The sequence below is a fragment of the Mycobacterium sp. WMMD1722 genome (assembly GCF_049315205.1).
Taxonomy (GTDB): Bacteria; Actinomycetota; Actinomycetes; order Mycobacteriales; family Mycobacteriaceae; genus Mycobacterium.
Genome location: NZ_CP186056.1, coordinates 4663102 through 4688930 on the forward strand (window position 1 = coordinate 4663102; position 25829 = coordinate 4688930).

Sequence of the window (25829 nt, forward strand, 5' to 3'; positions counted from 1 at the left end):
GTGCTGCGCGGGGCGCTGCGGTTCGGGTTCGGCACGGCCTCCCTGCTCGCCGGCGGTTGGGTGCTGCGCGCATTGCAGGGCACCCCCGCGTCGCTGGGGGCGACACCCGCCGACATCGCGCTGGTCGCCAAGCGGTCCCCGCAATTCCACGATGGCGCATTCGTCAACCTCGAACCCGCCGAGACCATGAGCCTGGACGCCGAGGCGCGCCGGATGCTGATGCGGGAACTGGTCACCGGTCGCGACAACGGCCGGCCCGGCGCACCCATCCCCGTCGTGGCTCCGGCGCGGATCGACGGGGAGGCGGCGGGACTGGCCGCCTACTGGCACGGCCACTCCTCGGTGCTCGTCGAGGTCGACGGCTACCGGGTGCTGACCGATCCGATCTGGAGCAAGCGGTGTTCGCCGTCGCGAACCGTCGGCCCGGAGCGGATGCACGAACCGCCGGTGCCGCTGGAGGGGCTACCCGCCGTCGACGCGGTGATCATCAGCCACGACCACTACGACCACCTCGACATGGACACCATCCTCGGATTGGCTCGCACCCAGCGCGCGCCGTTCCTCGTTCCGCTGGGAGTCGGTGCGCACCTGCGGATGTGGGGTATCGCCGAACACCGCATCGTCGAACTGGACTGGAACGAGAGTCACCGGCTCGGCGACCTGACCGTGGTCTGCACCCCGGCGCGGCACTTCTCCGGCCGGTTGTTCAGTCGCAACACCACGCTGTGGTCCTCGTGGGCGATCAAGGGGCCGCAGCATCGGGTCTTCTTCGGCGGTGACACCGGCTACACCACGAGCTTCACCGACACCGCCGACGCCCACGGGCCGTTCGATCTCACGCTCATGCCGGTGGGGGCCTATCACCCGGCCTGGCCGGACATCCACATGAATCCCGAGGAGGCGGTGCGCGCCCACCTCGACGTCACCGACGCCGGCGCCGGAGTGCTGGTGCCGATCCACTGGGGCACATTCCGGCTGGCTCCGCACCCGTGGTCCGAGCCCGTCGAGCGCCTGTTGACCGCCGCCGACGCGGCCGGTGTCCAGGTGGCGATCCCCAAACCCGGACAGCGCGTGGAGCGCGGCGCGTCGATCATGATCGACCCGTGGTGGGAACTGTGACGAGCTAGCGTGCAGGCTGTGATCCGCCGACTCGTGCCGCTCGCCGCGCTCACCATGGCGCTGACCCTCGTCGCGGGTTGCGATTCCGCTCCGGACGGTTCGCGCCGCGACACGGCCGCGCCGCCGTCTCCCACCACGCTGTCCGACGTGCCACCGCCGCTGGTGCCGGCCATGCCGCTGCCCGACGATGCGGTCGGCAAGGCGGTGTCGCGACTCGACGGTCTCGCCGAGGATCTGATGGCGCGATCCGGCATCCCGGGAATGGCAGTGGCCGTCGTGCACGGCGGTAAGACGTTGTACGCCAAAGGCTTCGGCGTCAAAGACGTACGTACCGGCGAGGCAGTGGACCCCGACACGGTGTTCCAGCTGGCGTCGCTGTCCAAACCGCTGGGCGCCACGGTCGTCGCTCATCAGGTCAGCCACGGCGACGTCAGCTGGGACACCCCGATCGTGTCCGCGCTGCCGTGGTTCGCCCTGTCGGACCCGGCGGTGACGCAGATGGTGACCGTCGGCGACATGTACTCCCACCGCTCCGGGCTGCCCGACCACGCGGGCGACCTGCTCGAGGATCTCGGCTACGACCGCCGCTACATCCTCGAGCGCCTGCGCGACCTGCCCCTGACGCCGTTCCGGACGTCCTACGCCTACACCAACTTCGGGCTGACGGCCGCGGCCGAAGCGGTGGCCGCCACCGCCGGTCAGCCGTGGGAGACCCTCTCCCAGGAGGTGCTCTACCGGCCGCTCGGGATGTCCTCGACCAGTTCGCGGTTCGCCGACTACGAGGCCCGCCCCGACCGTGCCGTCGGGCACATCCACGTCGACGGGGGCTATCAACCCCTCTACGTCCGTAACGCTGACGCCGAGGCACCCGCCGGTGGGGTGAGCTCGTCGGTCAACGACATGACCAAGTGGCTCACCATGATGCTGGCCAACGGCAGCTACCAGGGGAACCAGATCGTGGACCCGAAGGCCCTGCTCCCCGCGGTGACCCCGCAGGTGGTCTCCAGCCGTGGTTCCGAGCCGGCGATGCGCAGTGGGTTCTACGGCTTCGGGTTCAACGTCGGCACCACCTCGAGTGCGCGTACCGAGCTCAGCCACTCGGGCGCCTTCGAACTGGGGGCGGGGACGAATTTCCTCATGCTCCCGGCCGCCGACGTCGCGATCGTCGCGCTCACCAACGCGACACCGGCCGGGGTGCCCGAGGCCCTGACCGCCCAATTCGCTGATCTCGTTCAGTTCGGCGAGATCCGGGAGGACTGGTACCAGCTCTACAACCAGGCCTTCGCGGCCATGGAAGTTCCGTCGGGATCGCTGGTGGGCAAACCCCGCCCGGCCAACCCGGCGCCGTCACCGCCCCCCGCGGCGCTGGCCGGCGTCTACCGCAACCCGTTCTGGGGGACGGCCACGGTCAGCGAGGCCGGTGACTCGCTCGGGCTGCAGCTCGGGCCGCGCGGCGACGTCTGGCCGCTGACCCACTGGGACGGCAATGTCTACACCTTCTCGATGGTCTCGGAGAACACGACACCCGGCTCGATCTCGAAGGCCACCTTCGACGGCGACCGGCTGACGCTGGAGTACTACGACGATCACCACGACGGGGTGTTCGTCAAGTGAGCATCGGGGTGGTCACCGGGCTCTCCGATGCCGCGGTCGCCGAGCGCGTCGCGGCGGGCCGGACCAATGACGTGCCGACCCGCGCCGCCCGCAGCACACGGGAGATCGTGCGCGCCAACATCTTCACCCGGATCAACGCCATCCTCGGGGTGCTGCTGGTCATCGTGCTGTCGACCGGCTCGGTGATCAACGGCGCGTTCGGCCTGCTGATCATCGCCAACAGCGCGATCGGCATCATCCAGGAGCTGCGGGCCAAACGGACACTCGACGAGCTGGCGATCGTCGGCCAGGCCAAACCGCTGGTGCGCCGCCTCACCGCGGCGGGATCGGTGACCAGTGCCCTGGCGCCGAGCCAGGTGGTCCTCGACGACATCATCGAATTGGGCCCCGGCGATCAGATCGTCGTCGACGGTGAGGTGGTCGAACACGCCAACCTGGAGGTCGACGAATCGCTGCTCACCGGTGAGGCAGACCCGATCGCGAAGGACACCGGCGACGCCGTGATGTCGGGCAGCTTCGTCGTCGCCGGGTCCGGCGCCTACCGCGCCACCAAGGTCGGGCGCGAGGCGTACGCGGCCAAATTGGCCGAAGAGGCCAGCAAGTTCACGCTCGTGAAATCCGAACTGCGCAACGGCATCGACCGCATCCTGCGGTTCATCACCTATCTCTTGGTCCCGGCCGGGTTGCTCACCATCTACACCCAGCTGTTCACCACCGACGCCGGCTGGCGACGAGCCGTGCTGGCGATGGTCGGCGCGCTGGTGCCGATGGTTCCCGAGGGCCTCGTCCTGATGACCTCGATCGCCTTCGCGGTGGGAGTGGTCCGGCTGGGTCGCCGACAGTGTCTGGTCAACGAGCTCCCGGCGATCGAGGGACTCGCACGGGTCGACGTCGTCTGCGCGGACAAGACCGGCACGCTCACCGAGAACGGGATGCGGCTGGCGGACGTGCGTGCCCTCACCCATTCCGACGTCGGCGAAGTCCTGTCGGCCATGGCGGCCGCGGACACCAGGCCCAACGCCAGCATGCAGGCGATCGCCGAGGCGTACCCGGACCCGCCCGGCTGGACGGCCACCGCGAGCGCGCCGTTCAAATCGGCCACCAAGTGGAGCGGCGTCTCGTTCGGCGACCACGGCAACTGGGTGATCGGCGCCCCCGACGTCCTGCTCGACCCGGACTCGCCGGCCGCCGGGCAGGCCGAACAGATCGGTGCCCGGGGACTGCGGGTGCTGCTGCTCGGCTCGTCGGATCTGCCCGTCGACCACGACGACGCGCCGGGCGTGGTCACCCCTGCGGCGCTGGTGGTGCTCGAACAGCGGGTGCGGCCGGACGCCCGCGGCACACTCGACTACTTCGCCTCTCAGAACGTGTCCATCAAGGTGATCTCGGGCGACAACGCGGTCTCGGTGAGTGCGGTCGCCGGGTCGCTGGGTTTGCGCGGCGAGTGCATGGACGCCCGCAACCTGCCCGACGAGACCGGCCGACTCGCCGAGGCGCTGGAGTCGCACACCACCTTCGGCCGGGTCCGGCCGGATCAGAAGCGGGCCATGGTGCACGCGCTGCAGTCCCGCGGGCACACCGTCGCGATGACCGGGGACGGCGTGAACGACGTCTTGGCGCTCAAGGACGCCGACATCGGGGTGGCCATGGGTGCGGGCAGTCCCGCCTCCCGCGCCGTGGCGCAGATCGTGTTGCTCGACAACAGGTTCGCCACGCTGCCCCATGTCGTCGGCGAGGGCCGCCGGGTGATCGGCAACATCGAACGCGTATCGAATCTGTTCCTGACCAAGACCGTCTACTCGGTGCTGCTCGCGGTGCTGGTCGGGCTTGCCGGGCTGGGGTCGAAGGTGTTCGGCTCCGCCTTCGGCGACCCGTTGCTGTTCCCGTTCCAGCCCATCCACGTCACCATCGCGGCGTGGTTCACCATCGGGATCCCGGCCTTCATCCTGTCGCTGGCACCCAACAACGAGCGGGCACAGCCCGGATTCGTCCGGCGGGTGATGACGGCGGCGCTGCCGTCGGGTCTGGTGGTCGGCGCGGCGACATTCGTGTCGTATCTGGTGGCCTACCAGGGTCGCGCGGCCAGCGAGACCGAACAGACCCAGGCGTCGACCGCCGCGCTGATCACGCTGCTGGTGACCGCGATCTGGGTGCTGGCCGTGGTGGCCCGGCCCTACGAGTGGTGGCGGATCGCACTGGTCGCCGTCTCCGCTCTCGCCTACCTGGCCATCTTCTCCCTCCCGGCGGCACAGCGGCTGTTCATCCTCGACCCGACGAACGCCAGGTTGACCTCGATCGCCCTCGGCATCGGAGTGCTCGGCGCGGTGCTGATCGAAGCGCTGTGGTGGGCCCAGGGCAGGGTGCTCGGGGAGCGGCGGCGGCTGTGGCGTGACCGGTAAACTCGCGGCATGGCACTTTTCGACAAGGTGAAGAACTGGGTGTCGAAGAATCCCGACAAGGCCGGTCAGGCGATCGAGAAGGCCGGTGACCTCTTCGACAAGCAGACCAAGGGCAAGTACGCCGCCCAGGTCGACAAGGCGCAGAACGCGGCGCGCGGCTACGTCGACAAGAACGGGGTCGACAAGAACAAGCCGGACGGGCCGGGCGTGAACCCGCAGAACCCCCCGCTGCATCCGTAGCCATGGCCAAGCTGTCGGTTTCGGTCGATGTCCCGCTGCCCCCAGACCAGGCGTGGGAGTGCGCCGCGGATCTGTCCCGCTACAAGGAATGGCTGAGCATTCACCGCGTGTGGCGCTCGAAACTGCCCGAGACCCTGGAGAAGGGCACCCAGATCGACTCGATCGTCGAGGTCAAAGGCATGCCCAACCGCGTGCACTGGACGATCGTGAACTACAAGCCGCCGCAGAGCATGACGCTCAACGGCGACGGTAAGGGCGGCGTGAAGGTCAAGCTGATGGGCAAGGTCCGGCCCGCCGGATCCGGCGATCAGGCCTCCACGGTGACCTTCGACGTGCATCTGGGTGGCCCGGCCCTGTTCGGGCCGATCGGTATGGTGGTCGCCGCCGCGCTGCGCAGCGATATCCAGGAATCGCTGGACCGATTCAAGACGGTCTTCGCCCCCGCCTGAGCATCCTCGCCCCGACGGAACTCGAGCGCGTCAGCGGCGGACTTCGCCGAAATGGCTGCACCCGTTTCCGCCCGCCCGCTTCGCGTCGTACATCGCGGAGTCCGCGGCGCTGATCAGGCGGTCCAAATCCCACCCGTCGGTGTGTTCGGGCGGCTGGCGCAACGCCATGGTGGCGGTGCCGACGCTGGCGGTGACGCCGCCGGGCAGCGCCGCGATCGCCGCGCAGATCCGCTGCGCCAGTTCCGCGGAATCTGCGGTGTCACGGACGGCGGCGACGACGAACTCCTCGCCGCCGCTGCGGCCGATCACCGCCCCCGTTTCGGACACGGCCTCGCGCATCGCCTGGGCTACCGCGATCAATGCCTCGTCGCCGGCCTGGTGTCCGCGGGTGTCGTTGATCTGCTTGAAGTCGTCCAGATCGACCAACAGGATCAGCAGATGGCCGCCTGGGTCGGATCCGCGCTCCCCCAGCAGCTTCGCGCACTGTGCGAAGAACGCCCGACGGTTGAGCAGACCGGTGAGCGGATCCTCCTCGGCGCGCACGAGATCTTTGCGCAACGCCCGCACCAGCACGTAGATGGCGACCGGCATCGCGATGTTGATCTGCAGCACGATGAACAGATCGACGATGCCCATGGCGGCGTGCCCGGTCATGGCGATCCGGACGGTGGCGGCAACGGCGACAGCCGTGGTCACCAGGAAGTTGTAGATCACCAGCAGGGTCGAGTGGAAGAACGCGATGTAGGCGGCGATCGTCGCGAACGAGACACAGCCCACCAGGGCGCCGTGCGGGTTGGGGTAGCCCAGACACGACAACGCGATCGCGGCATTGGATACCAGGGCGAAGACGATGGATTGCCCGTGCGAGGGCCAGCGCCACGCCCACAGCGCCACCCCGAACAGCCCACAGGCGACCGCGATCCAGGTCATCGCGATCGGCAGCGCACCCACCGGCCCGTCGAATCGCAGCAGAATGAACAGGCAGATCGACAATGACCCGGCGATGCCGGCCATCATCAGCCGCACGGCCGTAGTCATACCGCGCGACGCCAGATAATCGCTGATCCACCCGTAGTGGTTGGCCGCCGACCGCTGGGTGCCCGACCACGCCGCCGCCATCCTCGCCGCTCCCGTATCGCAGCCGGCCGGGGAAACCCGATCGGGACCCCCGGCAAACCCCACTAGGGTACTACGGAGTACCACCGCGCCGATGGCAGACTGCCACCGCGTTCAGTCGGCGAAAACCTGGGAATCGTCGGCGAACGCTTTGAATTCCAGGGCGTTTCCCGCCGGATCCAACAGGAACATGGTCCACTGTTCGCCGACCTCACCTTCGAAGCGGACATAGGGCTCGATGACGAAGTCGACACCGGCCGCGCGCAGTCGCTCGGCGAGCCGGTGGAAAGCATCGACGCTCAAGATCAACCCGAAATGTGGGACGGGCACGTCGTGGCCGTCGACCGGGTTGTGCACGGCCCGGGATCGCTCGGGAGCCAGATGGGTGACCACCTGGTGTCCGTGCATGTTCCAATCCACCCAGCTCTGCGCACTGCGGCCGTGCGGCAGCCCGAGCACCTCGCCGTAGAAGTGGCGGGCGGCGGACAGGTCGTCGACGGGTATGGCCAGGTGGAAGCGGGGGATCGGCGCGTCGAGGGCGGTCATCCGCCGAGGGCCTCGGCGATCTCCTGCTCACCGGACACCACCTCGAACGTTCGGCCCGCGGTCTGCGGCGCGTCGAGCACCGCGACCAGGACGGCGGCGACATCGGCCCGGGGGATGCTGTCCCGGCCGGTCTTCTCGGCGATCCGCACGCGCCCGGTGCCCGGATCGTCGGTCAGCATGCCCGGGCGCACGATCGTCGCGTCGAGGCCGCCACGCCGCCGGATGTCGTCATCGGCGGCACCCTTGGCGCGCAGATAGGTCACCATCACCGGATCGTCGGCGGCGTCGTCGGGTGCATCGGCATCCGCGCCCATCGACGAGACGATCACGTAGCGGCGGACGCCGGCCGCCTCGGCGGCGTCCGCGAGCAGGATCGCGCCGTCCCGGTCGAGGGTCTGTTTGCGTTCGGCGCCGCTTCCCGCCCCGGCTCCTGCGGCGAACACCACCGCGTCGCAGCCGTCGAGATGCTTCGCGACCTCGTCCACCGACGAGTTCTCGAGGTCGACCACGATTGCGTCGGCACCGGCTTCGGCGAGGTCTGCGGTGTGGTCGGGGTTGCGGATCAGGCCCGCCACCGAGTCACCCCGCTGGGCGAGTAGCCGTTCGAGGTGCAACGCGATTTTTCCATGCCCACCGGCGATCACCACACGCATGAGGTCAAGGATTCCCCGGTGCGCCGGGGCAAAACGTCAGCGCAGCCGTTCGCGCAACTCGCGTTTGAGCACCTTGCCGTAGCTGTTCTTCGGCAGCTCGTCGACGAAGTCGTAGCGTTTGGGCCGCTTGAACCGGGCGATGCGCTCGAGCAGGTGTGCATCGAGTTCCTCGGGGGAGACCTGCCCGACGACGAACGCGACGACCACCTCACCCCACTGCTCATCCGGCGCACCCACCACCGCGGCCTCCGACACCGCGGGATGCTCGAGCAGCACTTCCTCCACCTCCCGCGGATAGATGTTGCTGCCGCCGCTGATCACCACGTCTTTGGACCGGTCGCGCAGCGTGAGGAGGCCACGGTCATCGAACGATCCCATGTCCCCGGTGCGCAGCCAGCCGTCGGTCAACGTCGCCGACGTCGCCTCGGGGTTGCGCCAGTAGCCGCTCATCACGACGTCGCCGCGGCAGACGATCTCGCCGATCTCACCGACGTCGGCGGTGGCCCCGTCGTCACGCACCACCCTGACGTCCACTCCGGACCGGGCGTATCCCACCGAACCGAGGACGGCGTCGTCGGCGCCTTCGTGGTCGGCGCGCCGCAAGCCGGTGATCGTCATCGGCGCCTCGCCCTGCCCGTACAGCTGGACGAACACCGGTCCGAACGCGGCCATCGCCTTCTTCAGGCTGTCGACGTACATTGGCCCACCGCCGTAGACGATCGTGTCGAGATTGCGGGGTCGCGCGCGACCCGTCTGCACGAGGCGCGCCACCATCGTCGGTGCCAGGAACGCACTGCAGCCGGGATGGTGGTCGCAAAGGTCGAGGAACTCCCCGGCCTCGAACGCGCCCGACGCCGGCACCACCTGACGTGCGCCGCGCAGCACGTAGGGCGGGACGTAGAGTCCTGAGCCGTGCGACATCGGCGCACCGTGCACCAGACTGCTGTCCTCGTCCGGAGAGTCGAAGTCCGCCAGGTGCGACACCGTCATCGCGATCAGGTTGCGGTGCGAGAGCATGGCGCCCTTCGAGCGGCCGGTGGTGCCGCTGGTATAGAACAGCCAGGCCAGACGCGCCGGATCGGTGGTGCGTGGCGCATCGACTGCGGCTGTCGTACAGCGGGATTCATACTCCGGGCCGCCGATGATCTCCACCGGGGGCGACAGCTGGGCGCCGATCCTCGGCGACGCGAAGATGTGCGCGACGTCGGCGTCGGTGAGGATCTGGTCCATCTCCCGGGGGTGCAGCTTGTAGTTGAGCGGGACGTAGACGCATTCGGCCGCCCAGATCGCGAACATCAGCTCGACGATCTCGGGACGGTTCTCGCTGGCGACCGCGATGCGCGCGCCGGGGCCCACGCCGGCCAGGGACCCCGCCAGACGCAGCGAACGCTCGCGCAGGGAGGACCACGTACGCACCTGTCGCTCACCGGAATAGACCGCACCGCGGCCGCCGAAGCGTGCCGCGGCCTGGTCGAGGAGACCGAACAGGTTCACCGTTCGTTGCTCTTCGCGCAAGCGTTCATCGGCGCGCAACCCATTCGGAGGTGAGCGCGAAGTCCGAGAGGTACTTCGTCGAACTCCACCCGCCGTCCACCACGATGGTCTGACCGTTGATGAAACTGCCGCCCTCGGAACAGAGAAAGGCCACGGTGCTCGCCAGATCGTCCACCGTGCCGAGCCGCGGATAGGGCGTCATCTCGGTGTTGATCTTGCGGAACCGCTCGTCCTCGAGCCGGTGGGCCACCATCGGGGTGAGCGTGACGCCGGGCGCGACGGCGTTGCAGCGGATGCCCTGGGGGCCGTATTGGCAGGCGATGTGGGTGGTCAGCGCCGTCAGTCCGCCCTTGGCCGCCGAGTATGCGCCGCCGCGCAGACCGCCGACGACCGCGAACGTCGAGGTGACGTTGATGATGGCCGATCCGGATCCAAGATGCGGGATGACGTCGCGGGCCAGGCGGAACGGCGCCCGCAGCATCAGGCCCAGGAAGTAGTCCAGGCTGTCGTCGTCGGTTTCGTGCAGCGGTTTGGGGCTTCCGACGCCGGCGTTGTTGACCAGGAAATCGATGCGGCCCCACCGCTGCAGGGCGGCGTCGACGATGCGGGCCGGGGCGTCGTCGGCGGTGAGATCGACCGCCAGGGTGGCCACCCGCTCCGGATCGCCGACCGCGTCGGCCACCTCGGCCAGCCGCGTCTCGTCGCGTCCGGTGGCCAGCACGGCCATCCCGTCGGCCGCGAGCCTGGTCGCGCAGCCGAACCCGATCCCGCTGCTGGCGCCGGTCACGATCGCTACCTGCATGTCATCCGCCTTCCTCCATGAGCGCCGCCCGGATCTCGTGCTTGAGCACCTTGCCTGCGTCGTTCTTGGGCAACGACTCCCACACCACCACCCGCTCGGGCGCCTTGAACTTCGCGAGTCCGTGTCCGGCCAGGAATTCTCGCAACTCGGTGACATCGGGACCGGGGGGTGCGGTGGCCACGACGGCGGCGCAGGCCCGCTCGCCGGTACGCGGATCGGGAACGCCGACCACTGCGATCTCTGCGATCGCGGGGTGGGCGACGAGCAGATCCTCGACCTCTTTGGGCGAGATGTTCTCCCCGTTGCGGATGATGATGTCCTTGGCGCGTCCGGTAACCATCAGGAAGTCGTCGTCGACCCACCGGCCCACGTCGCCGGTGCGGAAGAATCCCGCCGCGTCGAAGGCGTCGGTCTCGTCCTCGGGATGCAGGTATCCGATCAGCATCTGCGGACCACGCGCGCAGATCTCGCCGGTGCCGGCCGGCGCGGCCGGATGCCCGGCCAGGGTGATCTCGGCGAGTCCGGGCCTGCCGTCGGTCTCGGCGGCGTGGTCCAGGTCGGCGAGTGCACCCACCGTGGTGACGGGGACTTCGGTGGAACCGTACACCCGCGACACTGCCGCCCCCTCGAAATACGCTGCTGCCGAACGGATCAGCGAAGGCGACACCGATGCCCCGCCGCAGATGAACACCTTCAGATCCGGCAACCGGGTGCCGGCCTGCTGCGCCGAGGACAACAGTTGGGCAAGAAACGGAGTGGCACCGGCCATATGCGTACAGCGGTGCGCCTGCATCAGTGCGACGCCGTCGTCGGCGTTCCATCTCGCCATCAGCACCGCCGTGGTGCCGAGCAGCAGTGGACACTCGAACGCGTAGATGGAACCGCCGATGTGCGCGATCGGCGAGGGCACCAGGAACGTGTCACCGGGTTCGACCATCCAGTGCTCGCGCAGCTGGGATATCAGGGCGTGAAGCGTATTGTGGCTGTGCAGAACACCTTTCGGGCGACCGGTGGTCCCGGAGGTGTAGAGAATCATGCGCACCGCGTCCGGGTCGAGCACCGAGAGCGGACGGGGATGGTCCGGGCCGTCGGACAGCGCGGCATAGGACGTGTGCGGGCCGGGGTCGCCGCGCAGCACCACCACCTCCGGCGGTGTGGTCATCTCGGCGACCACCCGGCTGAGCATCGCTGCGTAGTCATGGCGACCGAAGGTCGCCGGCACGAAGATCATCCGGCTCTGCGCGTCGGCGAGGATGAACGCCAACTCGCGGTCCCGCAGCGACGGCAGGATCGGGTTGACCACCATACCGGCCAGGGTCGCCGCCAGATAGACCACGGCCGCCTCATGCCAATTCGGCAGCATGAACGACACCGTGCTGCCGGCCGGCATCCGGTCGACCATGGCGCCGGCCAGCTTTCGGGCCTGCTCGTGCAGCGTGCGGCAGTCCAGGCGAACGTCGCCGTCGAGAAGTAACACCCGGTCCGGCGTGGCATGGGCGGCATCGCGCAGCGCGTCGGCCAGGGTGGTGCGCACCCACAGGCCCCGCCGGTAGGCATCGGCCGCCCGCCCCTCGTCCCTGCGGACCACCGCGATCAGCCCTTGACCCGGCGCATGGTCATGGAATGCCGGTAACGCGAGGCCGGGTGGGTGTTGACGGTCACCTGGGCGACCTCGCCGTCCGACGTCGAATAGGCGCGCCGCATCTGCAGAGCGGCGGCGCCGGCATCGGCGTTGAGCCGCGCGGCGAGATCCTCGGACAGCACGATCGCCGAGATCTCCTGGTGCACCTCGACAATGCTCACGCCGAACAGATCCTCGAGGAGCGGGAAGATCGGACCGCGGTGCCGGTGCAGCAGCCGGCCGACCGCGGTGAACGCCCGGTTGACGTAGTACTCCGTGCGGCAGATCGGAGCGCTGTCGGAGTCGGCCCGCCGGTAGCCGAGCACCGCGAGCCATTCGGATCCTGCCTCGAGCCCGGTGCGGGCCGAGAGGTCGGCGTCCACGGTCACCATCGCCGAGGAGTCGATGACGAACTGGGCGCCTTCGGCGAACGCGAGCAGATCGTTGATCGTCATCACGTCCTGCGCGTAGGAACTGGTCGCCTGCCGCGGCACCACGAGGGTCCCGGCGCGGGGCCGGGAGGCGATGAGATTGTCGTCCCGCAACCGCCGCAACGCCTCGCGCACGGTGTAGCGGCTGACTTCGAAGCGTTCACACAGCGCATGTTCGGTGGGCAGCTGGGTGCCGACCGGATACACGCCGTCGACGATCTCCTTGCGCAGCGTGCGAGCGACCTGGAGGTAACGGTGCTCGACCGGGCTGACTGTCATGCGCGTCGCAGCGCCAGCACGCTGCCGTCGCCGTCGGCGGCCACGTACAGCGTGCCGTCGGGGGCGCGGGTGATCCCGGCGAACGGGCCCTGCGGTCCGGAGAACGGCGGAATGCCGCGCAGCGGTTTGGGTGTCACCCCCGGAGGTGCCCCGATCGGCAGCCCGGACGCGATGGTCTCGCGCGTCCCGGTACCGAGGTCCACCGCCACCACCGCCTTGGCGCCCGCGTCGACGACGAATGCGGTAGTGCCGTCGACGAGAATCCCCTGCGGCTGGTCGAGGCCGTCGGCCATCGTCTCGGCACGCCCCCCGGCGAGACGGACCACCCGGCCGCCGGCGGCTTCGGTGACCAGCGGCGCACCGTCGGGCCCGAACGCGACACCGGACGGTTCGGCGAGGCCGGTCGCGAGCACCTCGGTGGCGCCGCCGCGCAGCGCGTGCACCCGGCCCGCGCCGAGTTCGGCGAAGACCGCCGTGTCATCCGAGCCGACGGCGATGCCGTAGAGCTGGTCGAATCCAGTGGCGAGATAGTCGGTTTCGCCACCGGGCCGGTAGCGGCCCACCTGGCCGAGCGACGTCGTGACCAGGAAGTCACCCGCGCCGGTGGCCGCGAGCCCGCGCAGATAGCCGGGATAACCGGGGGTGAACAGCATCGCGACGGTTTCCAGCGCGCCGTCGGCCGCCACAGCGTAAAAGTAGGTGCCGTCGGCGATGTAGAGCCTGCCGTCGCCGCCGATGGCCAGATCGTGCGGCCAGTTGAGGCCGCCGGGGAGTAGCGCGCGGGTACCGCCGCCGGCCAGCACCTCGGTGATTTCGCCGGTGAAGTTCGAGGCGAACAGCCGGCCGTCGACGATCGTCAAGTTGTCCAGCCCCGGATTCAGTTGCGCGAGAACGGTCTGCGCGCCGGTGCGGGGGTCGATGCGCAACACCTGACCCGAGGCGACCTGGGTCGAGACGATGAAACCGTCGGCGTCGAATTTCACCGCGTCGGGGGCTCCGAGTTCGGCCGCCACCCGCTGCGGTTCACAGGGCCCCTCTTGGTCCGGGTTCACTCGCCAGATCTCGTTGGCCATCATCAACGGGTAGTAGAGGAGTCCGTCGGGACCGACCTCCATCGCGTTGGGACCCGCCAGGTTCTCCAGCAGGACGCGCGGCGCGCCGCCGGCGGGGTCGAGCTCCATCAGTCGACCGCCCTCTCGGCACTCGTTGACGAACAGCCGGCCGCGGTGGACGGTGATGCCGTTCGCGGCGGGCAGGTCGTCACGCAGCACCCGGGTGCGGCCCGACGGCTCGCGCACACTGACCCGGCCGTCGAAATACTCCGTCGCGTAGAGATTTCCGTCGCCGTCGAACGCCAGATCGTCCGGCGCGACGATGTCACCGCCCTTGGGGCTGATCGCCTCGATCACGCCGGTGCCGACGTCGATCGCACTGATCTGGCTGCCGGTCACTTGGGCGATGTACATGCGTCCGTCGGGACCCGTGCGCAGGCCGTTGGCGCCGAAGAGCCGGCTGGGAGCCGTGACGCGGTGCAGCTCCCACCCCGCCGCCAGAGCCGGCGCGTTCTCAGGGGCGTAGCGGGCCTGCTGGAGCGAGGTGGCCATACCTGGTCGGATCCTTCCGTCGCCGGTTCCGCCAGGACGCTATCAAGCCCGCACTAGTCCAGACAATAGCTGCAAAACGGCCTCTTTCGGCCTTGACGCTGCGATAACAGCTGCGGAATAGTGTTCTCCAACATGCAGAACATCATATGTTGTCCGGACAATTGGCGATGACGGAACCATCGCTGCGCCTCGACGGCCGGGTCGTGGTGGTGTCCGGCGCCGGAGGCGGGGGCATCGGCACGACGGTGACACGGATGGCCGCGCAGGCGGGTGCGACGGTCGTCGCGGTGAGTCGGGGCCGCGAGAATCTCGACCGGCACATCGGCCCCCTGATCGACGAGGGTCTGCCCGTGCTCCCGGTGGCCGCCGACGCGTCGACCGACGAGGGAATCGCAAGGGTGCTCGACGCGGCGCGCGGCGCCGGCGGCGACCTCCACGGACTGGTCAACGTCGCCGGCGGTGCAGCGCCTTCGACTTGGATGCCGTCGACCCGGGTGACCCGCGACGACTGGCGGGCGCTGTTCACCGCGAACCTCGAGACGACGTTCTTCATGAGCCAGGCAGTAGCCAACGAACTGCGTGAGACGAAGCGGCCCGGCTCCATCGTCTCGATCTCGTCGATCAGCGGCATGAACACCGCGCCCTTCCACATCGCCTACGGAACCGCCAAAGCCGCGGTGGTGGCCATGACCCGCACCATGGCCGTCGAACTCGCCCACGACGGGATCCGCGTCAACGCCGTGGCGCCGGGCGTGACCGAGACGGCGGCGTCGGCCACCTATGTCGACGAGGACCCGCAGCGCGACCGGACCGCGATCGCGATGGGACGCCGGGGCAGGCCCGAGGAGCAGGCCGGCGCGATCCTGTTCCTGCTGTCGGACCTGTCGGGCTACATCACGGGGCAGACGCTGCTCGTCGACGGCGGGCTCAACCTCAAATGGACACACCTCGGCGCCGACAACACGTCGCTGTTCCTCAAAGACGAATCGTTCCGCGAGAACATCAGGAGCTTCTCATGACCCACACCGAATCCGATCTCGACGCCGCGATCGAGGTCGCCGCGGATCCGGACGATTCGACCGGCCGGATCGCCGAGGACCTCGACCAGCCGATGACCATCCCGGTCGAGGCCTACATCTGCGAGCAGTACGCCCGCAACGAGCGGGACAGGTTGTGGCGCAAGGTGTGGCAGCAGGTGGGGCGCGTCGAGGAGATTCCCGAGATCGGCAGCTACCTGACCTACGACATCCTCGACGACTCGATCATCATCGTCCGCACCGGACCGGATTCCTTTGCCGCCCATCACAACGTCTGCATGCACCGCGGCCGCAAACTCGTCGACACCCCCGACGGCGCGAAGAACGCACTCGGCCGGGCCCGCAAATCGTTCGTCTGCGGATTCCACGGCTGGACCTACGGTCTCGACGGCACCTGCACCCACATCCGCGAGCAGGACGACTGGAAGGGCAAGCTCACCCCGCGCAACACCCATCTGGCGCCGGTGCAGGTGGACACCTGGGGCGGCTGGCTGTTCGTCAACATGGACCCCGACTGCGAGCCGCTGACCGACTACCTGCTGCCGGCGGCCAAGATCCTCGATCCGTTCGGTCTGGAGAACATGCGCTACAAGTGGCGCAAGTGGCTGTACTTCGAGTGCAACTGGAAAGTCGCGATGGAGGCCTTCAACGAGACCTACCACGTGTTCACCACCCACCCCGAGTTCAACCGGTTCGGCGAATTCAAAGGCTGGGCGAAGGCGCAGGGCCGGCACTCCAACATCGGCTACGACGCCCCGAAAGGCATGGACGAGACGAAGTCCAAGATCCGCCTGGGCACCGGTGATCCGCGCATCTCGACCGCGGAGATGCAGGTCTACACCATGGAGGAGACCAACGCCACCACCACCCAGACGCTGGTGAACGCCGCCAAGAGGCTGGTCGACGAACTGCCGGCGGGCACACCCGCCGACGAGGTGCTGCAGCACTGGCTGGCGTCGGCCCGCCGCGACGACGAGGCACGCGGCGTGATCTGGCCGACCATCCCGCCCGACATCCTGGGCCAGAGCGGGACGGCGTGGCAGCTGTTCCCGAACTTCCAGATCGGCCAGGGTCTGACGAGTGCGCTGTGCTACTCGGCGCGCCCCGATCCGAGCTACGACCCGAACAAGTGCATCTTCGAGGTCGCGGTGTTCGAACTCTACCCGAAAGGCCAAGAGCCCGAGTCGGAGTGGGAGTACACGCCGAAGGACTCGCCGAACTGGCTGTCGGTGCTGCCGCAGGACTTCTCGAATATGGCGGCAGTGCAGCAGGGCATGAAGTCCGCCGGCTTCCCCGGAACGCTGCCCAACCCGTACCGCGAGCGCAGCACCGTCAACCTGCACCACCAGCTGGCGAAGTACATGGGTAACGGAGCGCCCCAGGACCTGTGATGCCGGCGTGATCAGGCGCGCGCAGCGCGCCGGTCCACGCCGACATCACTGAAGGAGACACATGACGACCACCGAGACCACGTGCGGTCCGACCGATACCCCGGCCGACGTGGACATCCCGGCGATGCGGGAGAAGTACGCCGCCGAGCGTGCCAAGCGGCTGCGGCCCGAGGGTGCCGACCAGTATCTGGAACTCGAGGGGGAGTTCGCCGAGTTCGCCGAGATCGACCCCTACACGGTGGTGACCGAGCGAGATCCGATCACCGAAGACGCCGACGTGGTCATTCTCGGCGGGGGATTCGCCGGGCTGCTGGCCGGTGCATATCTGAAGAAGGCCGGCGTCGAGGGGATTCGCGTCATCGAGATGGCCGGCGATTTCGGCGGCGTCTGGTACTGGAATCGCTTCCCGGGAATCCAGTGCGACAACGACGCGTACTGCTACATCCCGCTGCTCGAAGAGCTCGACTTCATGCCGTCGAAGAAATTCGCCGACGGCGCCGAGATCTTCCAGCACTGCCGCAACATCGGGAAACACTTCGGACTCTACGACGGTGCGCTCTTCTCCACCCAGGTGCGGGAACTCCGCTGGGACGACACGTCGCACCGCTGGCAGATCAGCACAGACCGTGGAGACGACATCCGGGCCCGATTCGTCGTCATGGCTCAAGGCTCCTACAACCGTCCGAAACTGCCGGGAATCCCCGGGATCAAGGACTACCGCGCTGCCGGCGGCCATGTCTTTCATTCGGCGCGTTGGGATTACGATTACACCGGCGGTGACGCCGACGGCGGCCTGCACAAGCTCGCGGACAAGCGGGTCGCTCTCGTGGGTACCGGGGCGACCGGTATCCAGCTGGTGCCGCATCTCGGGCGTGACGCCAGGGAACTCTTCGTGTTCCAGCGGACACCGTCGTCAGTCGATCAGCGGTCCAACCCAGCCACCGATCCGGCCTGGGCGGCATCGCTGCGGCCGGGGTGGCAGGAGGAGCGCAAGCGCAACTTCCACAACTGGTCTCCGTTCGTCGGGGTGGTGTTCGGTGAACCGGATCTGGTGTGCGACTTCTGGACCGAGCTGGGGCGCAACCTCACCGCCCGGATCGCGAGCAGCGACGATCCCACCGCCGTGACGATCGAGCAGATCATGGCGTTCCGCGAGGAGGAGGACTACAAGATCATGGAGCGGCTGCGTCGCCGCGTGGCCGAGATCGTCGAGGATCCCGCGACCGCCGAGGCGCTCAAGCCGTACTACCGCTTCATGTGTAAGCGGCCGACATCCAGTGAGCACTACCTCGCCACCTTCAATCGACCCAATGTGACGCTGGTCGATGTGTCGGCCGCCAAGGGCGTCGAACGCCTGACCGAGAAGGGCATCGTCGCCGACGGCGTCGAATACGAGGTCGACTGCGTGATCTTCGCCAGCGGTTTCGAGATCTCTACCGAGATCAGCCGCCGATTCGCCATCGATCGCATCGTGGGCCGCGACGGCCTCTCCCTCTTCGACTACTGGCGCAACGACTACAAGACCCTGCACGGCATGACCAGCCGCGGGTTCCCGAACCAGTTCTTCATGGGCTTCATCCAGGGCGGAGTGTCGGCCAACACCACGGCGATGTTCGAACAGCAGGCCCGGCATATCGCCTACATCATCGCCGAGGCGCAGAACCGGGACGCGAGCCTGGTCGAGCCCACCCAGGAGGCCCAGGACGCCTGGGTGCACACCGTCCGCGAGCTGGCGATCGACAACTCGGCCTTCGAATTGTCCTGCACCCCCGGCTACTACAACAACGAGGGCCGTGGCGGTGCGGAGAAGAACGGCTCGTTCCTCGGCGACTTCTACTCGCCCGGGTTCTACGCCTTCGACGAGTTGATCTCCGAGTGGCGCGACAAGGGCGATCTGGAGGGTCTGGAGCTGCGATGACGACGACCGAGAAGGCGCTGGCGACAGAGGAGATCTCGCCGCGCATCGGGACGCGGGTGTTGACCGGCAAGGACGCCCTGCTCTCGGGCGCGCATGCGGGGGAGATCCGCGACCTGCTGGAACAGCGCGGCGTGCTGGTGTTTCCGCAGATCGGGTTCACCGACGCCGAGCAGGTGGCGTTCACCGAAACGCTTGGCACGCTGGCGACCGAGCGCAAGGGCGAGAAGCTCTACAACGTCACGCTCGACACCAAGGTCAACAAGCAGGCCGACTATCTGAAGGGCTCGCTGTACTGGCATCTGGACGGCACCATGAACGAGGTGCCGATCCTGGCGTCGCTGCTGTCGAGCAAGGTGCTGCCGAGCACCGGCGGCGGCGACACGGAGTTCTGCAACACCTACGCCGCCTACGAGGACCTCTCCGACGACGACAAGCAGGCCCTCGAGGACGTGCGCGTGATGCACTCGACGTGGACCACGCTGCTGTACTACGAGCCCGAACCGAAGCTCGAGACGCTGCAGGCGATGATGGCGATCGGTGAGCGGGAACTTCCGCTCGTGTGGCGGCACCGCTCGGGCCGCAAATCCCTCGTCCTGGGGTGCACCGCCGGGCACGTCGTGGGCACGGACCGTGCCCGGAGCACCGAATTGCTGGTGCGCTTGCGGGAATGGGCCACGCAGCCGCAGTTCGTCTACCGCCACCAGTGGTCGGTGGGTGATCTGGTGATGTGGGACAACACCGGCACCATGCACCGGGCCCGGCCCTACGATCCCGACTCCGGCCGGCTGCTGAACCGCACCAAGCTGGCAGGTGAGGAACCGTTCGCTTGAGCGACTCGAGTTCTGCGACAGCAGACACGCTGCGCTACGACGACCGCGTCGCCGTCGTCACCGGCGGCGGCCGCGGGCTCGGCCGGGCCTACGCCCTGCTGCTGGCGTCGCGCGGAGCGAAGGTCGTGGTCAACGATCTCGGCGGCGATCTGACCGGGACCGGCAACGACGACGGCCCCGCGCACGACGTGGCGCACGAGATCAGCTCCGCGGGTGGACAAGCCATAGCCAACACCGATTCGGTCAGCACCCCCGAAGGGGGCCGCGCGATCGTCGACGCGGCGCTCGACCGGTTCGGCCGCGTCGACATCCTGATCCATAACGCGGGCAACGTCCGCCGGGCGTCGCTGCGCGACATCCGCTACGAGGATTTCGAGGCTGTCGTCGACGTGCACCTGCGGGGCGCATTCCACGTGCTGCGCCCGGCGTTTCCGGTGATGTGCGACAACGGATACGGGCGGATCGTGCTCACCTCGTCGATCGGCGGCCTCTACGGCAACCACGACGTCGTCAACTACGCCGTGGCGAAGGCCGGCGTCATCGGGCTCTCGAACGTCGCGGCCATCGAGGGCGCCGCGTACGGCGTGACGAGCAATGTGATCGTGCCCGCCGCCGTCACCCGGATGGCCGAGGGCATCGACACGTCGGCCTATCCGCCGATGGGCCCGGAGCTCGTGGCACCGACCGTCGGATGGCTCGCCCACGAGACCTGTTCGGTCACCGGTGAGATGTACGTCGCGATCGCCGGCCGGGTGGCGAGGGCGTTCATTGCCGAGACACCCGGCTTGTACAAGCCGAGCTGGTCGGTCGAGGACGTCGCCGCCGGCATCGACGCGATCCGGGACGACTCTGCGCCGCTGGTGTTCGCGCCGGTGCCCGACGGCCACACCGATCACCTTCGATACAGCTTCGGCAGGGGCGGCGGATCATGAGTGACGGACCACTGAGCGGGATCCGGGTCCTGGACGTCACCTCGGTGGTGATGGGGCCCTACTGCACGCAGATCATGGCCGACATGGGCGCCGACGTCATCAAGATCGAGTCGCCAGAGGGCGACATCACCCGCAACGTCGCCCAGGGTCCCGCGCCGGGCATGAACGGCGTCTTCATGAACGTCAACCGCGGAAAGCGCAGCGTCGTGCTCGATCTCAGGTCCAACGACGGCGCCCGGGCGCTGCGCGAGCTGATCAAGACGGCCGACGTCTTCATCCACTCCATGCGCGGGAAAGCGATCGCCAGGCTCGGCTTCGGCTACGAGTCGGTGGCGCAGATGAACCCGAAGATCGTCTACACGAACTGCTACGGGTACAGCCGGCGCGGTCCCGACGCCGACCGGCCCGCCTACGACGACACCATCCAGGCCGAGTGCGGACTGCCCGCCGTGCAGAAGCAACTCACCGGCGACGCCACCTACGTCGCAACGATCATGGCCGACAAGGTCACCGGGCTCACGGCGCTCTACGCCACCACGATGGCGCTCTTCCACCGGGAGCGCACCGGCGAGGGCCAGGAGGTCGAAGTCAGCATGTTCGAGACGATGGCGTCGTTCATGCTGGTCGAACACGCCAACGGCGCGATGTTCGATCCCCCGCTCGGCCCCGCGGTCTACCCGCGGACCGTCGCGCCCAACCGCCGTCCCTATGTCACCAAGGACGGTTACGTCGCCGCGCTGATCTACAACGACAAGCACTGGAAGGCCTTCGTCGACGAGGTGCAGCCGGCATGGATCGTGGGACACGAGGAGTCCTTCAGGACCCTGGCCATGCGCGCCAAACAGATCGACACGGTCTACGGGTTACTCGGGCAGACGATGCGGGAGCGGACCACCGAGGAATGGCTCACGCTGTTCGCGAAGCTGGAGATCCCCGCCTCACCGATCAACAGCCTCGACGCGCTGTTCGACTCACCGCAGCTGAACGCCGTCGGCATGTTCGAAACCCTCGACACACCGCACGGTCCGGTGCGGTTTCCCGGTGTGCCGACGTGGTTCTCGCGCACACCGGGCCGCGTCCGGGGTGGTGCGCCGGACCTCGGCGCCGACACCGCCGAGGTGCTCGCCGAGCTCGCCGCCCGGGAAGGCACGAAGCTGCGATGAGCATGGACTTCACCCTCGGACCGCAGGCCGGCGCACTGCGCAGTGACCTACGATCGATCGTGAAAGAAGAAGTGCCAGAACACTTCCTGGGTGCTTTCACCGATGACCCGGCGGACCTGGAGACGGCGCAGCGGTTCTGCCGGTTGCTGGCCGAACGTGAATTGCTCTGCCTGGCCTGGCCGACCGAATTCGGCGGCGGCGGCGCATCGGTCTGGGAGCAGACGGTGGTGCGCGAGGAGATGTGGGCTCACCACGAGCCGCGCGGCGCGCAGTACATGGGGGTCAACTGGGTTGGCCCGATCATCATGCGCCACGGCACCGAAGAGCAGCAGCGCACACACCTGCCGCCGATCGCCCGCGGTGAGGTGATTTGGTGCCAGGGCTTCTCCGAACCGGAGGCCGGTTCGGACCTGGCCTCGCTGCGCACCACCGCGCGTCCGGACGGGGATGGGTGGCTGGTCAGCGGTCAGAAGATCTGGACGTCGTACGCGACGATGGCGCAGTGGTGTTTCCTGCTCGCCCGAACCAGTAGGGGCGAGAAGAAGCAGCAGGGTCTGACCATCTTCCTGGTGCCGATGGACGATCCGGCGATCACGGTGCGTCCCATCCGCGCCATGTTGGGCCCGCACCACCTCAACGAGGTGTTCTTCGACGACCTGCGCGTCACCGAGGCCGACGTGCTCGGCACCGTCGATGCGGGCTGGTCGATCGTGCAGGACGTGATGGCCTTCGAGCGGGTCGGCATCGCTCGCTACGCCCGCTGCGAGCGGCTGCTGGCCGCCGCGCCGACCGTGCTCGCCGACCGCTGGGACGATCTGCCCGGCGACCTGCGCGGCCGCTGGGTGCGCATGCTCACCCACTGCCGCCGCGCGCGGCTGCTCGCCTACCGGGTGGTGTCGCTGCAGAGCAGCGGGCGGATCCAGCCCGGCGACGCCGCCGCCTACCGGATCGCGGTCACCAAACTCGACCAGGACAGCGCCGAGGTGCTCTCCGACCTCGCGGCGGAAGTGTCACACGACGACCCCCGGGCACGGTGGTACCTCGGCGAGGTCGAGGACCACTGGCGCTATTCGCAGGCCTCGACCGTGTCGTCGGGCAGCATCGAGATGCAGCGCATCCTGCTGTCGCGGGCTCTGCTGGCGGCGGCGAAATGACCGGCCCCGTGTTCGAACTGAGCGACGATGCCCGCGAATTCGGCCGCGAGGCGCTGCGGGCGCTGGAGGCCGCGGGCGGCGATCTGCTGGTGCAGCAGGCCGAGGCCAAACCCGCCGAGCGGGAGGCGCTCGTCGGTCCCGCGCTGGCCGGGCTCGGCGCGTGGGACCTCGACGTACGGACCGACGCCGACGAACTGGAGGCGGCCGCTGCGCTGTGCCGCAGCGCCGGCTACTGGGCCGCACCGTATCCGGTCGCCGAGCGGTTGGCCCGTCCGGCGGATCTGGACGTCGACGGCCTGGTCGTGGTCGCCGTGGTTCGGCCGTCGGCCCCACTCGCGGGCCTCGAAGGCCGTTGGTGCGCCGTCGATGTCGACGGCACGCGCAGCACCGTGAGCGCTCAGGGCGCTCCCGGGCCGGCGTTCGTCACCGAGTTGGAGCTGTCGGCCGTCGACGACGCCGGCGCGGCCGATCTGGCGCTGGGCATTGCGCTGCCCTGCTGGACGCTGCTGGGCATGCTCGACCGTGCGCTGGAGCTGACGATCGCGCACATCAGCCTGCGCAAGCAGTTCGGTCAGCCGCTGTCGTCGTTCCAGGGCGTCCAGTTCCAGCTCACCGACGCCGAAGTGGAGCGCAGCGGCGTCGACATCCTGGCCAAATACGCGCTGTGGAGCATCGCCACGGGCAGACCCGAAGCGCTCGACGACGCGCTGGCGCTGCGGATGTCGGCGCTCGAAGCCGCCGAGGTGGTGTTCCGGGTCTGTCATCAGCTGCACGGCGCGGTCGGCTTCTGCGACGAGACGACGCTGTCCTGGCTGTCGCGCTACAGCCAGCCGCTGCGCCGGCTGCCGCTGGGTCTGTCAGCCACCCGCGACCGGCTGACCCGCCGCGTCGGAACCCACGGCCTTTCGGGCCTCTACAGCGAGGACGCCCGGTGAAGGTACTCGTGATCGGCACCGGGTTCGGCAAGTACGCCGCCGCCCCGGCCTACCGGGAGATCGGTCTCGACGTCGAGATCGTGAGTCCCAGGGACGATGCGGCGGTGACGCGTGCGCTGGACGCGGGAGCGGATCTGGTGTCGGTGCATTCGCCGCCGTTCCTGCATGTCGCGCATGTCGGCGCGGCGATCGAACGCGGCATCCCGGTACTGTGCGACAAGCCCTTCGGCAGGACCGCCGCCGAGGCCGAGGCCATGCGCGATCAGGCGGCCGCCGCTGGCGTCCCGCACTTCCTCAACTTCGAGTTTCGGCTCCGCCCGTCGTGGGCGGAGGTCAAACGGCTGGCCGACGCGGGTGCGATCGGCACGCCGACACACCTGCACTGGACGTGGTTCGGCAATGGACTGCGCGGCCGCCGGTACGGCTGGATCAACGACCGTGAACTCGGCGGCGGCTGGATCGGCGCCTACGGCTCGCATCTGATCGACTTCACCCGGTGGCTGTTCGGCAGCGAGGTCGCCGAGTGCGGCGGCCAGACCCGCATCGACGACCCGCAACATCCCGACCGCGACGGTGTCCCGCACACCGCCACTGCTGAGGACGCGTACACCGCCTGGTTCCGGATGGACAACGGCGCGACCGCGGTGCACGACACCGGATTCGCCGCCGCCGTGCCGACCGTCCCGCGGGCGATCCTGATGGGCGACGCGGGTTCGATCGAACTGACCGCCGACACGCGGCTGGTGATCACGCGGCCCGGTCAGGACCCCGAGACCGTCGAGTTCGAGCCGCCCGCGCCCCGCGCACCCGACCCCGCCGTCGGCGGTCATCTGCGCGCGGTCGTCGAGGCGGTCCGCAGCGGAACGCAGATCACCCCATCGTTCGACGACGGCGTCGCCGTGGCGACGGTGATGGATCGGCTGCGAGCCCACCCGTGACGAATCCCGAGGACTTCCGCGACAGTGTCCGCGCCTGGTGTGCCGAACACGTTCCGCGCGGATGGCGTCGGGAGCAGACGGGCGTGAGTGAGGATGACTTCGTCCGCTTCCAGAAGGCCTGGTTCGCCGAGCTGCACCGCGCGGGCTACGCGGTTCCGCACTGGCCCCGCGAGTGGGGTGGCGGCATGTCGGTGGCCGAGCAGATCGTGCTGTACCAGGAACTGGCGGCCCACGACGCTCCGCGCCTGGTGCTGGCGTTCGTCGGCATCCACCACGCCGCGTCGACGCTGCTGGTGGCGGGTACGGACGAACAGCGGCGACGGCATCTGCCCGCCATCGCCGACGGCGAGATCTGGGTGCAGGGCTTCTCCGAACCGGAGGCCGGTTCGGATCTGGCGAGTTTGCGCACGACCGCCCGCCGCGACGGCGACATGTTCGTGGTCAACGGTCAGAAGCTCTGGGCCAGCGGAGGAATGCACGCCGATTGGTGTCTGCTGCTGGCCCGCACCGACCCGGACGCCCCGAAACGCAAGGGAATCTCCTACTTCCTGCTCGACATGACCACCCCGGGCGTGGAAGTGCGCCCCATCCGCAACGCGATCGGCGATTCGCACTTCTGCGAGATCTTCCTCAACGACGTGCGTATCCCGGAGGTGAACCTGGTCGGTGCGCAGAACGCGGGCTGGCAGGTGGCCCAGGCAACGCTCGGCGCAGAGCGGGGGATGACGATGCTCGAACTCGCCGAACGCCTCGGCAACGCGGGGTTCCGCCGTCTGGTCGCCGCGAGCCCGGTCGACGATCCGCGGGTAGCCGACCGCCTCGCCCGCCTCGAGACCGAGATCACCGGTCTGCGCGGATTGTGCCGGAAAGTGGTGGAGGAAAACGAGTCCGGCACCGCCGGACCGGCCGACGCGTCGATCGTCAAGCTGTACTACAGCGAATTGCTGCAGCGGCTCACCGATTTCGGGACGGAGATCGGTGGGCTGGCCGCACACACCGAGCTGGCCAGGCCGATGTCGAGCAGCTGGGAGTCCGGCTCCTGGGTGCTGGACTTCATCGGCTCGTGGGAGTGGACCATCCCGGGGGGATCCAGCGAGATCCAGCGCACCATCATCGGCGAACGCGGGCTCGGGCTGCCCCGGGAACCGAGCGCTGTGTGATGAC

23 protein-coding genes are annotated in these 25829 nt (G+C 68.6%); 15 read left to right on the forward strand and 8 right to left on the reverse strand.

Features of this window, described 5'->3' with window-relative positions; all coding sequences use genetic code 11:
- From ACN27E_RS22535 to ACN27E_RS22555, 5 genes are read left to right on the forward strand one after another with little or no spacing between them, the layout of a single operon-like run.
- Complete coding sequence (locus ACN27E_RS22535) at positions 1-1119, forward strand: MBL fold metallo-hydrolase (RefSeq protein ID WP_422744856.1); 1119 nt, start codon at positions 1-3, stop codon at positions 1117-1119.
- 9 nt (positions 1120-1128) lie between these two features.
- A complete protein-coding gene (locus tag ACN27E_RS22540; RefSeq protein WP_422744858.1) occupies positions 1129-2733 on the forward strand; it encodes a serine hydrolase in 1605 nt (534 codons plus the stop codon).
- Complete coding sequence (locus tag ACN27E_RS22545; RefSeq protein WP_422744860.1) at positions 2730-5132, forward strand: cation-translocating P-type ATPase; 2403 nt, start codon at positions 2730-2732, stop codon at positions 5130-5132. The genes ACN27E_RS22540 and ACN27E_RS22545 overlap by 4 nt, the downstream gene beginning before the upstream one ends.
- A 9-nt stretch (positions 5133-5141) precedes the next feature.
- On the forward strand, positions 5142-5372 hold the full coding sequence (locus tag ACN27E_RS22550; protein WP_422744861.1) for an antitoxin: 231 nt from the start codon (positions 5142-5144) through the stop codon (positions 5370-5372).
- A gap of 2 nt (positions 5373-5374) precedes the next feature.
- Positions 5375-5821, forward strand: coding sequence for a type II toxin-antitoxin system Rv0910 family toxin (locus ACN27E_RS22555; protein ID WP_422744862.1), 447 nt, complete (start codon positions 5375-5377; stop codon positions 5819-5821).
- A 30-nt stretch (positions 5822-5851) separates the two neighbouring features.
- Here the strand turns inward: ACN27E_RS22555 and ACN27E_RS22560 are convergent, their stop codons facing one another.
- The 8 genes from ACN27E_RS22560 to ACN27E_RS22595 all read right to left on the reverse strand — a co-directional run bounded on the left by ACN27E_RS22560 (position 5852) and on the right by ACN27E_RS22595 (position 14367).
- Positions 5852-6940, reverse strand: a complete 1089-nt coding sequence (locus ACN27E_RS22560; RefSeq protein ID WP_422744863.1) for a GGDEF domain-containing protein — start codon at positions 6938-6940, stop codon at positions 5852-5854.
- Between the two features lie 111 nt (positions 6941-7051).
- The gene (locus tag ACN27E_RS22565; RefSeq protein WP_422744865.1) at positions 7052-7483 is read right to left on the reverse strand and encodes a VOC family protein; all 432 of its coding nucleotides are present in this window, start codon (positions 7481-7483) and stop codon (positions 7052-7054) included.
- On the reverse strand, positions 7480-8136 hold the full coding sequence (locus ACN27E_RS22570; RefSeq protein WP_422744866.1) for an NAD(P)H-binding protein: 657 nt from the start codon (positions 8134-8136) through the stop codon (positions 7480-7482). The genes ACN27E_RS22565 and ACN27E_RS22570 overlap by 4 nt, the downstream gene beginning before the upstream one ends.
- A gap of 36 nt (positions 8137-8172) precedes the next feature.
- Positions 8173-9630 (reverse strand): AMP-binding protein, encoded by a 1458-nt coding sequence (locus ACN27E_RS22575; protein ID WP_422744867.1) that lies wholly within the window; start codon positions 9628-9630, stop codon positions 8173-8175.
- A gap of 25 nt (positions 9631-9655) precedes the next feature.
- On the reverse strand, positions 9656-10432 hold the full coding sequence (locus tag ACN27E_RS22580; protein ID WP_422744869.1) for an SDR family NAD(P)-dependent oxidoreductase: 777 nt from the start codon (positions 10430-10432) through the stop codon (positions 9656-9658).
- A 1-nt stretch (position 10433) separates the two neighbouring features.
- On the reverse strand, positions 10434-12029 hold the full coding sequence (locus ACN27E_RS22585; protein ID WP_422750064.1) for an AMP-binding protein: 1596 nt from the start codon (positions 12027-12029) through the stop codon (positions 10434-10436).
- Positions 12026-12763 carry a GntR family transcriptional regulator gene (locus ACN27E_RS22590; RefSeq protein ID WP_422744870.1) on the reverse strand — a complete coding sequence of 246 codons (738 nt, stop codon included), beginning with the start codon at positions 12761-12763 and terminating at the stop codon, positions 12026-12028. Before ACN27E_RS22590 ends, ACN27E_RS22585 begins: the two co-directional genes overlap by 4 nt.
- Positions 12760-14367 carry an SMP-30/gluconolactonase/LRE family protein gene (locus tag ACN27E_RS22595; RefSeq protein WP_422744872.1) on the reverse strand — a complete coding sequence of 536 codons (1608 nt, stop codon included), beginning with the start codon at positions 14365-14367 and terminating at the stop codon, positions 12760-12762. The genes ACN27E_RS22590 and ACN27E_RS22595 overlap by 4 nt, the downstream gene beginning before the upstream one ends.
- Positions 14368-14534: 167 nt before the next feature.
- Between ACN27E_RS22595 and ACN27E_RS22600 the strand changes: the two genes are divergently transcribed.
- The 10 genes from ACN27E_RS22600 to ACN27E_RS22645 all read left to right on the forward strand — a co-directional run bounded on the left by ACN27E_RS22600 (position 14535) and on the right by ACN27E_RS22645 (position 25825).
- Positions 14535-15386, forward strand: a complete 852-nt coding sequence (locus ACN27E_RS22600; protein ID WP_422744874.1) for an SDR family NAD(P)-dependent oxidoreductase — start codon at positions 14535-14537, stop codon at positions 15384-15386.
- Complete coding sequence (locus ACN27E_RS22605; protein ID WP_422744876.1) at positions 15383-16795, forward strand: aromatic ring-hydroxylating oxygenase subunit alpha; 1413 nt, start codon at positions 15383-15385, stop codon at positions 16793-16795. Before ACN27E_RS22600 ends, ACN27E_RS22605 begins: the two co-directional genes overlap by 4 nt.
- A gap of 61 nt (positions 16796-16856) precedes the next feature.
- The gene (locus ACN27E_RS22610; RefSeq protein ID WP_422744878.1) at positions 16857-18713 is read left to right on the forward strand and encodes a flavin-containing monooxygenase; all 1857 of its coding nucleotides are present in this window, start codon (positions 16857-16859) and stop codon (positions 18711-18713) included.
- Entirely contained in the window at positions 18710-19543 is an 834-nt protein-coding gene (locus ACN27E_RS22615; protein ID WP_422744879.1) for a TauD/TfdA dioxygenase family protein, read from the forward strand. Before ACN27E_RS22610 ends, ACN27E_RS22615 begins: the two co-directional genes overlap by 4 nt.
- A complete protein-coding gene (locus ACN27E_RS22620) occupies positions 19540-20475 on the forward strand; it encodes an SDR family NAD(P)-dependent oxidoreductase (RefSeq protein ID WP_422744881.1) in 936 nt (311 codons plus the stop codon). The genes ACN27E_RS22615 and ACN27E_RS22620 overlap by 4 nt, the downstream gene beginning before the upstream one ends.
- Positions 20472-21638, forward strand: coding sequence for a CaiB/BaiF CoA transferase family protein (locus ACN27E_RS22625; protein WP_422744883.1), 1167 nt, complete (start codon positions 20472-20474; stop codon positions 21636-21638). Before ACN27E_RS22620 ends, ACN27E_RS22625 begins: the two co-directional genes overlap by 4 nt.
- Before the next feature lie 2 nt (positions 21639-21640).
- Positions 21641-22792, forward strand: a complete 1152-nt coding sequence (locus ACN27E_RS22630) for an acyl-CoA dehydrogenase family protein (RefSeq protein WP_422750066.1) — start codon at positions 21641-21643, stop codon at positions 22790-22792.
- A complete protein-coding gene (locus ACN27E_RS22635; RefSeq protein ID WP_422744885.1) occupies positions 22789-23727 on the forward strand; it encodes an acyl-CoA dehydrogenase family protein in 939 nt (312 codons plus the stop codon). The genes ACN27E_RS22630 and ACN27E_RS22635 overlap by 4 nt, the downstream gene beginning before the upstream one ends.
- Positions 23724-24665, forward strand: a complete 942-nt coding sequence (locus ACN27E_RS22640) for a Gfo/Idh/MocA family protein (RefSeq protein ID WP_422744886.1) — start codon at positions 23724-23726, stop codon at positions 24663-24665. Before ACN27E_RS22635 ends, ACN27E_RS22640 begins: the two co-directional genes overlap by 4 nt.
- Positions 24662-25825 (forward strand): acyl-CoA dehydrogenase family protein, encoded by a 1164-nt coding sequence (locus ACN27E_RS22645; protein WP_422744887.1) that lies wholly within the window; start codon positions 24662-24664, stop codon positions 25823-25825. The genes ACN27E_RS22640 and ACN27E_RS22645 overlap by 4 nt, the downstream gene beginning before the upstream one ends.
- Positions 25826-25829 lie beyond the last annotated feature (4 nt).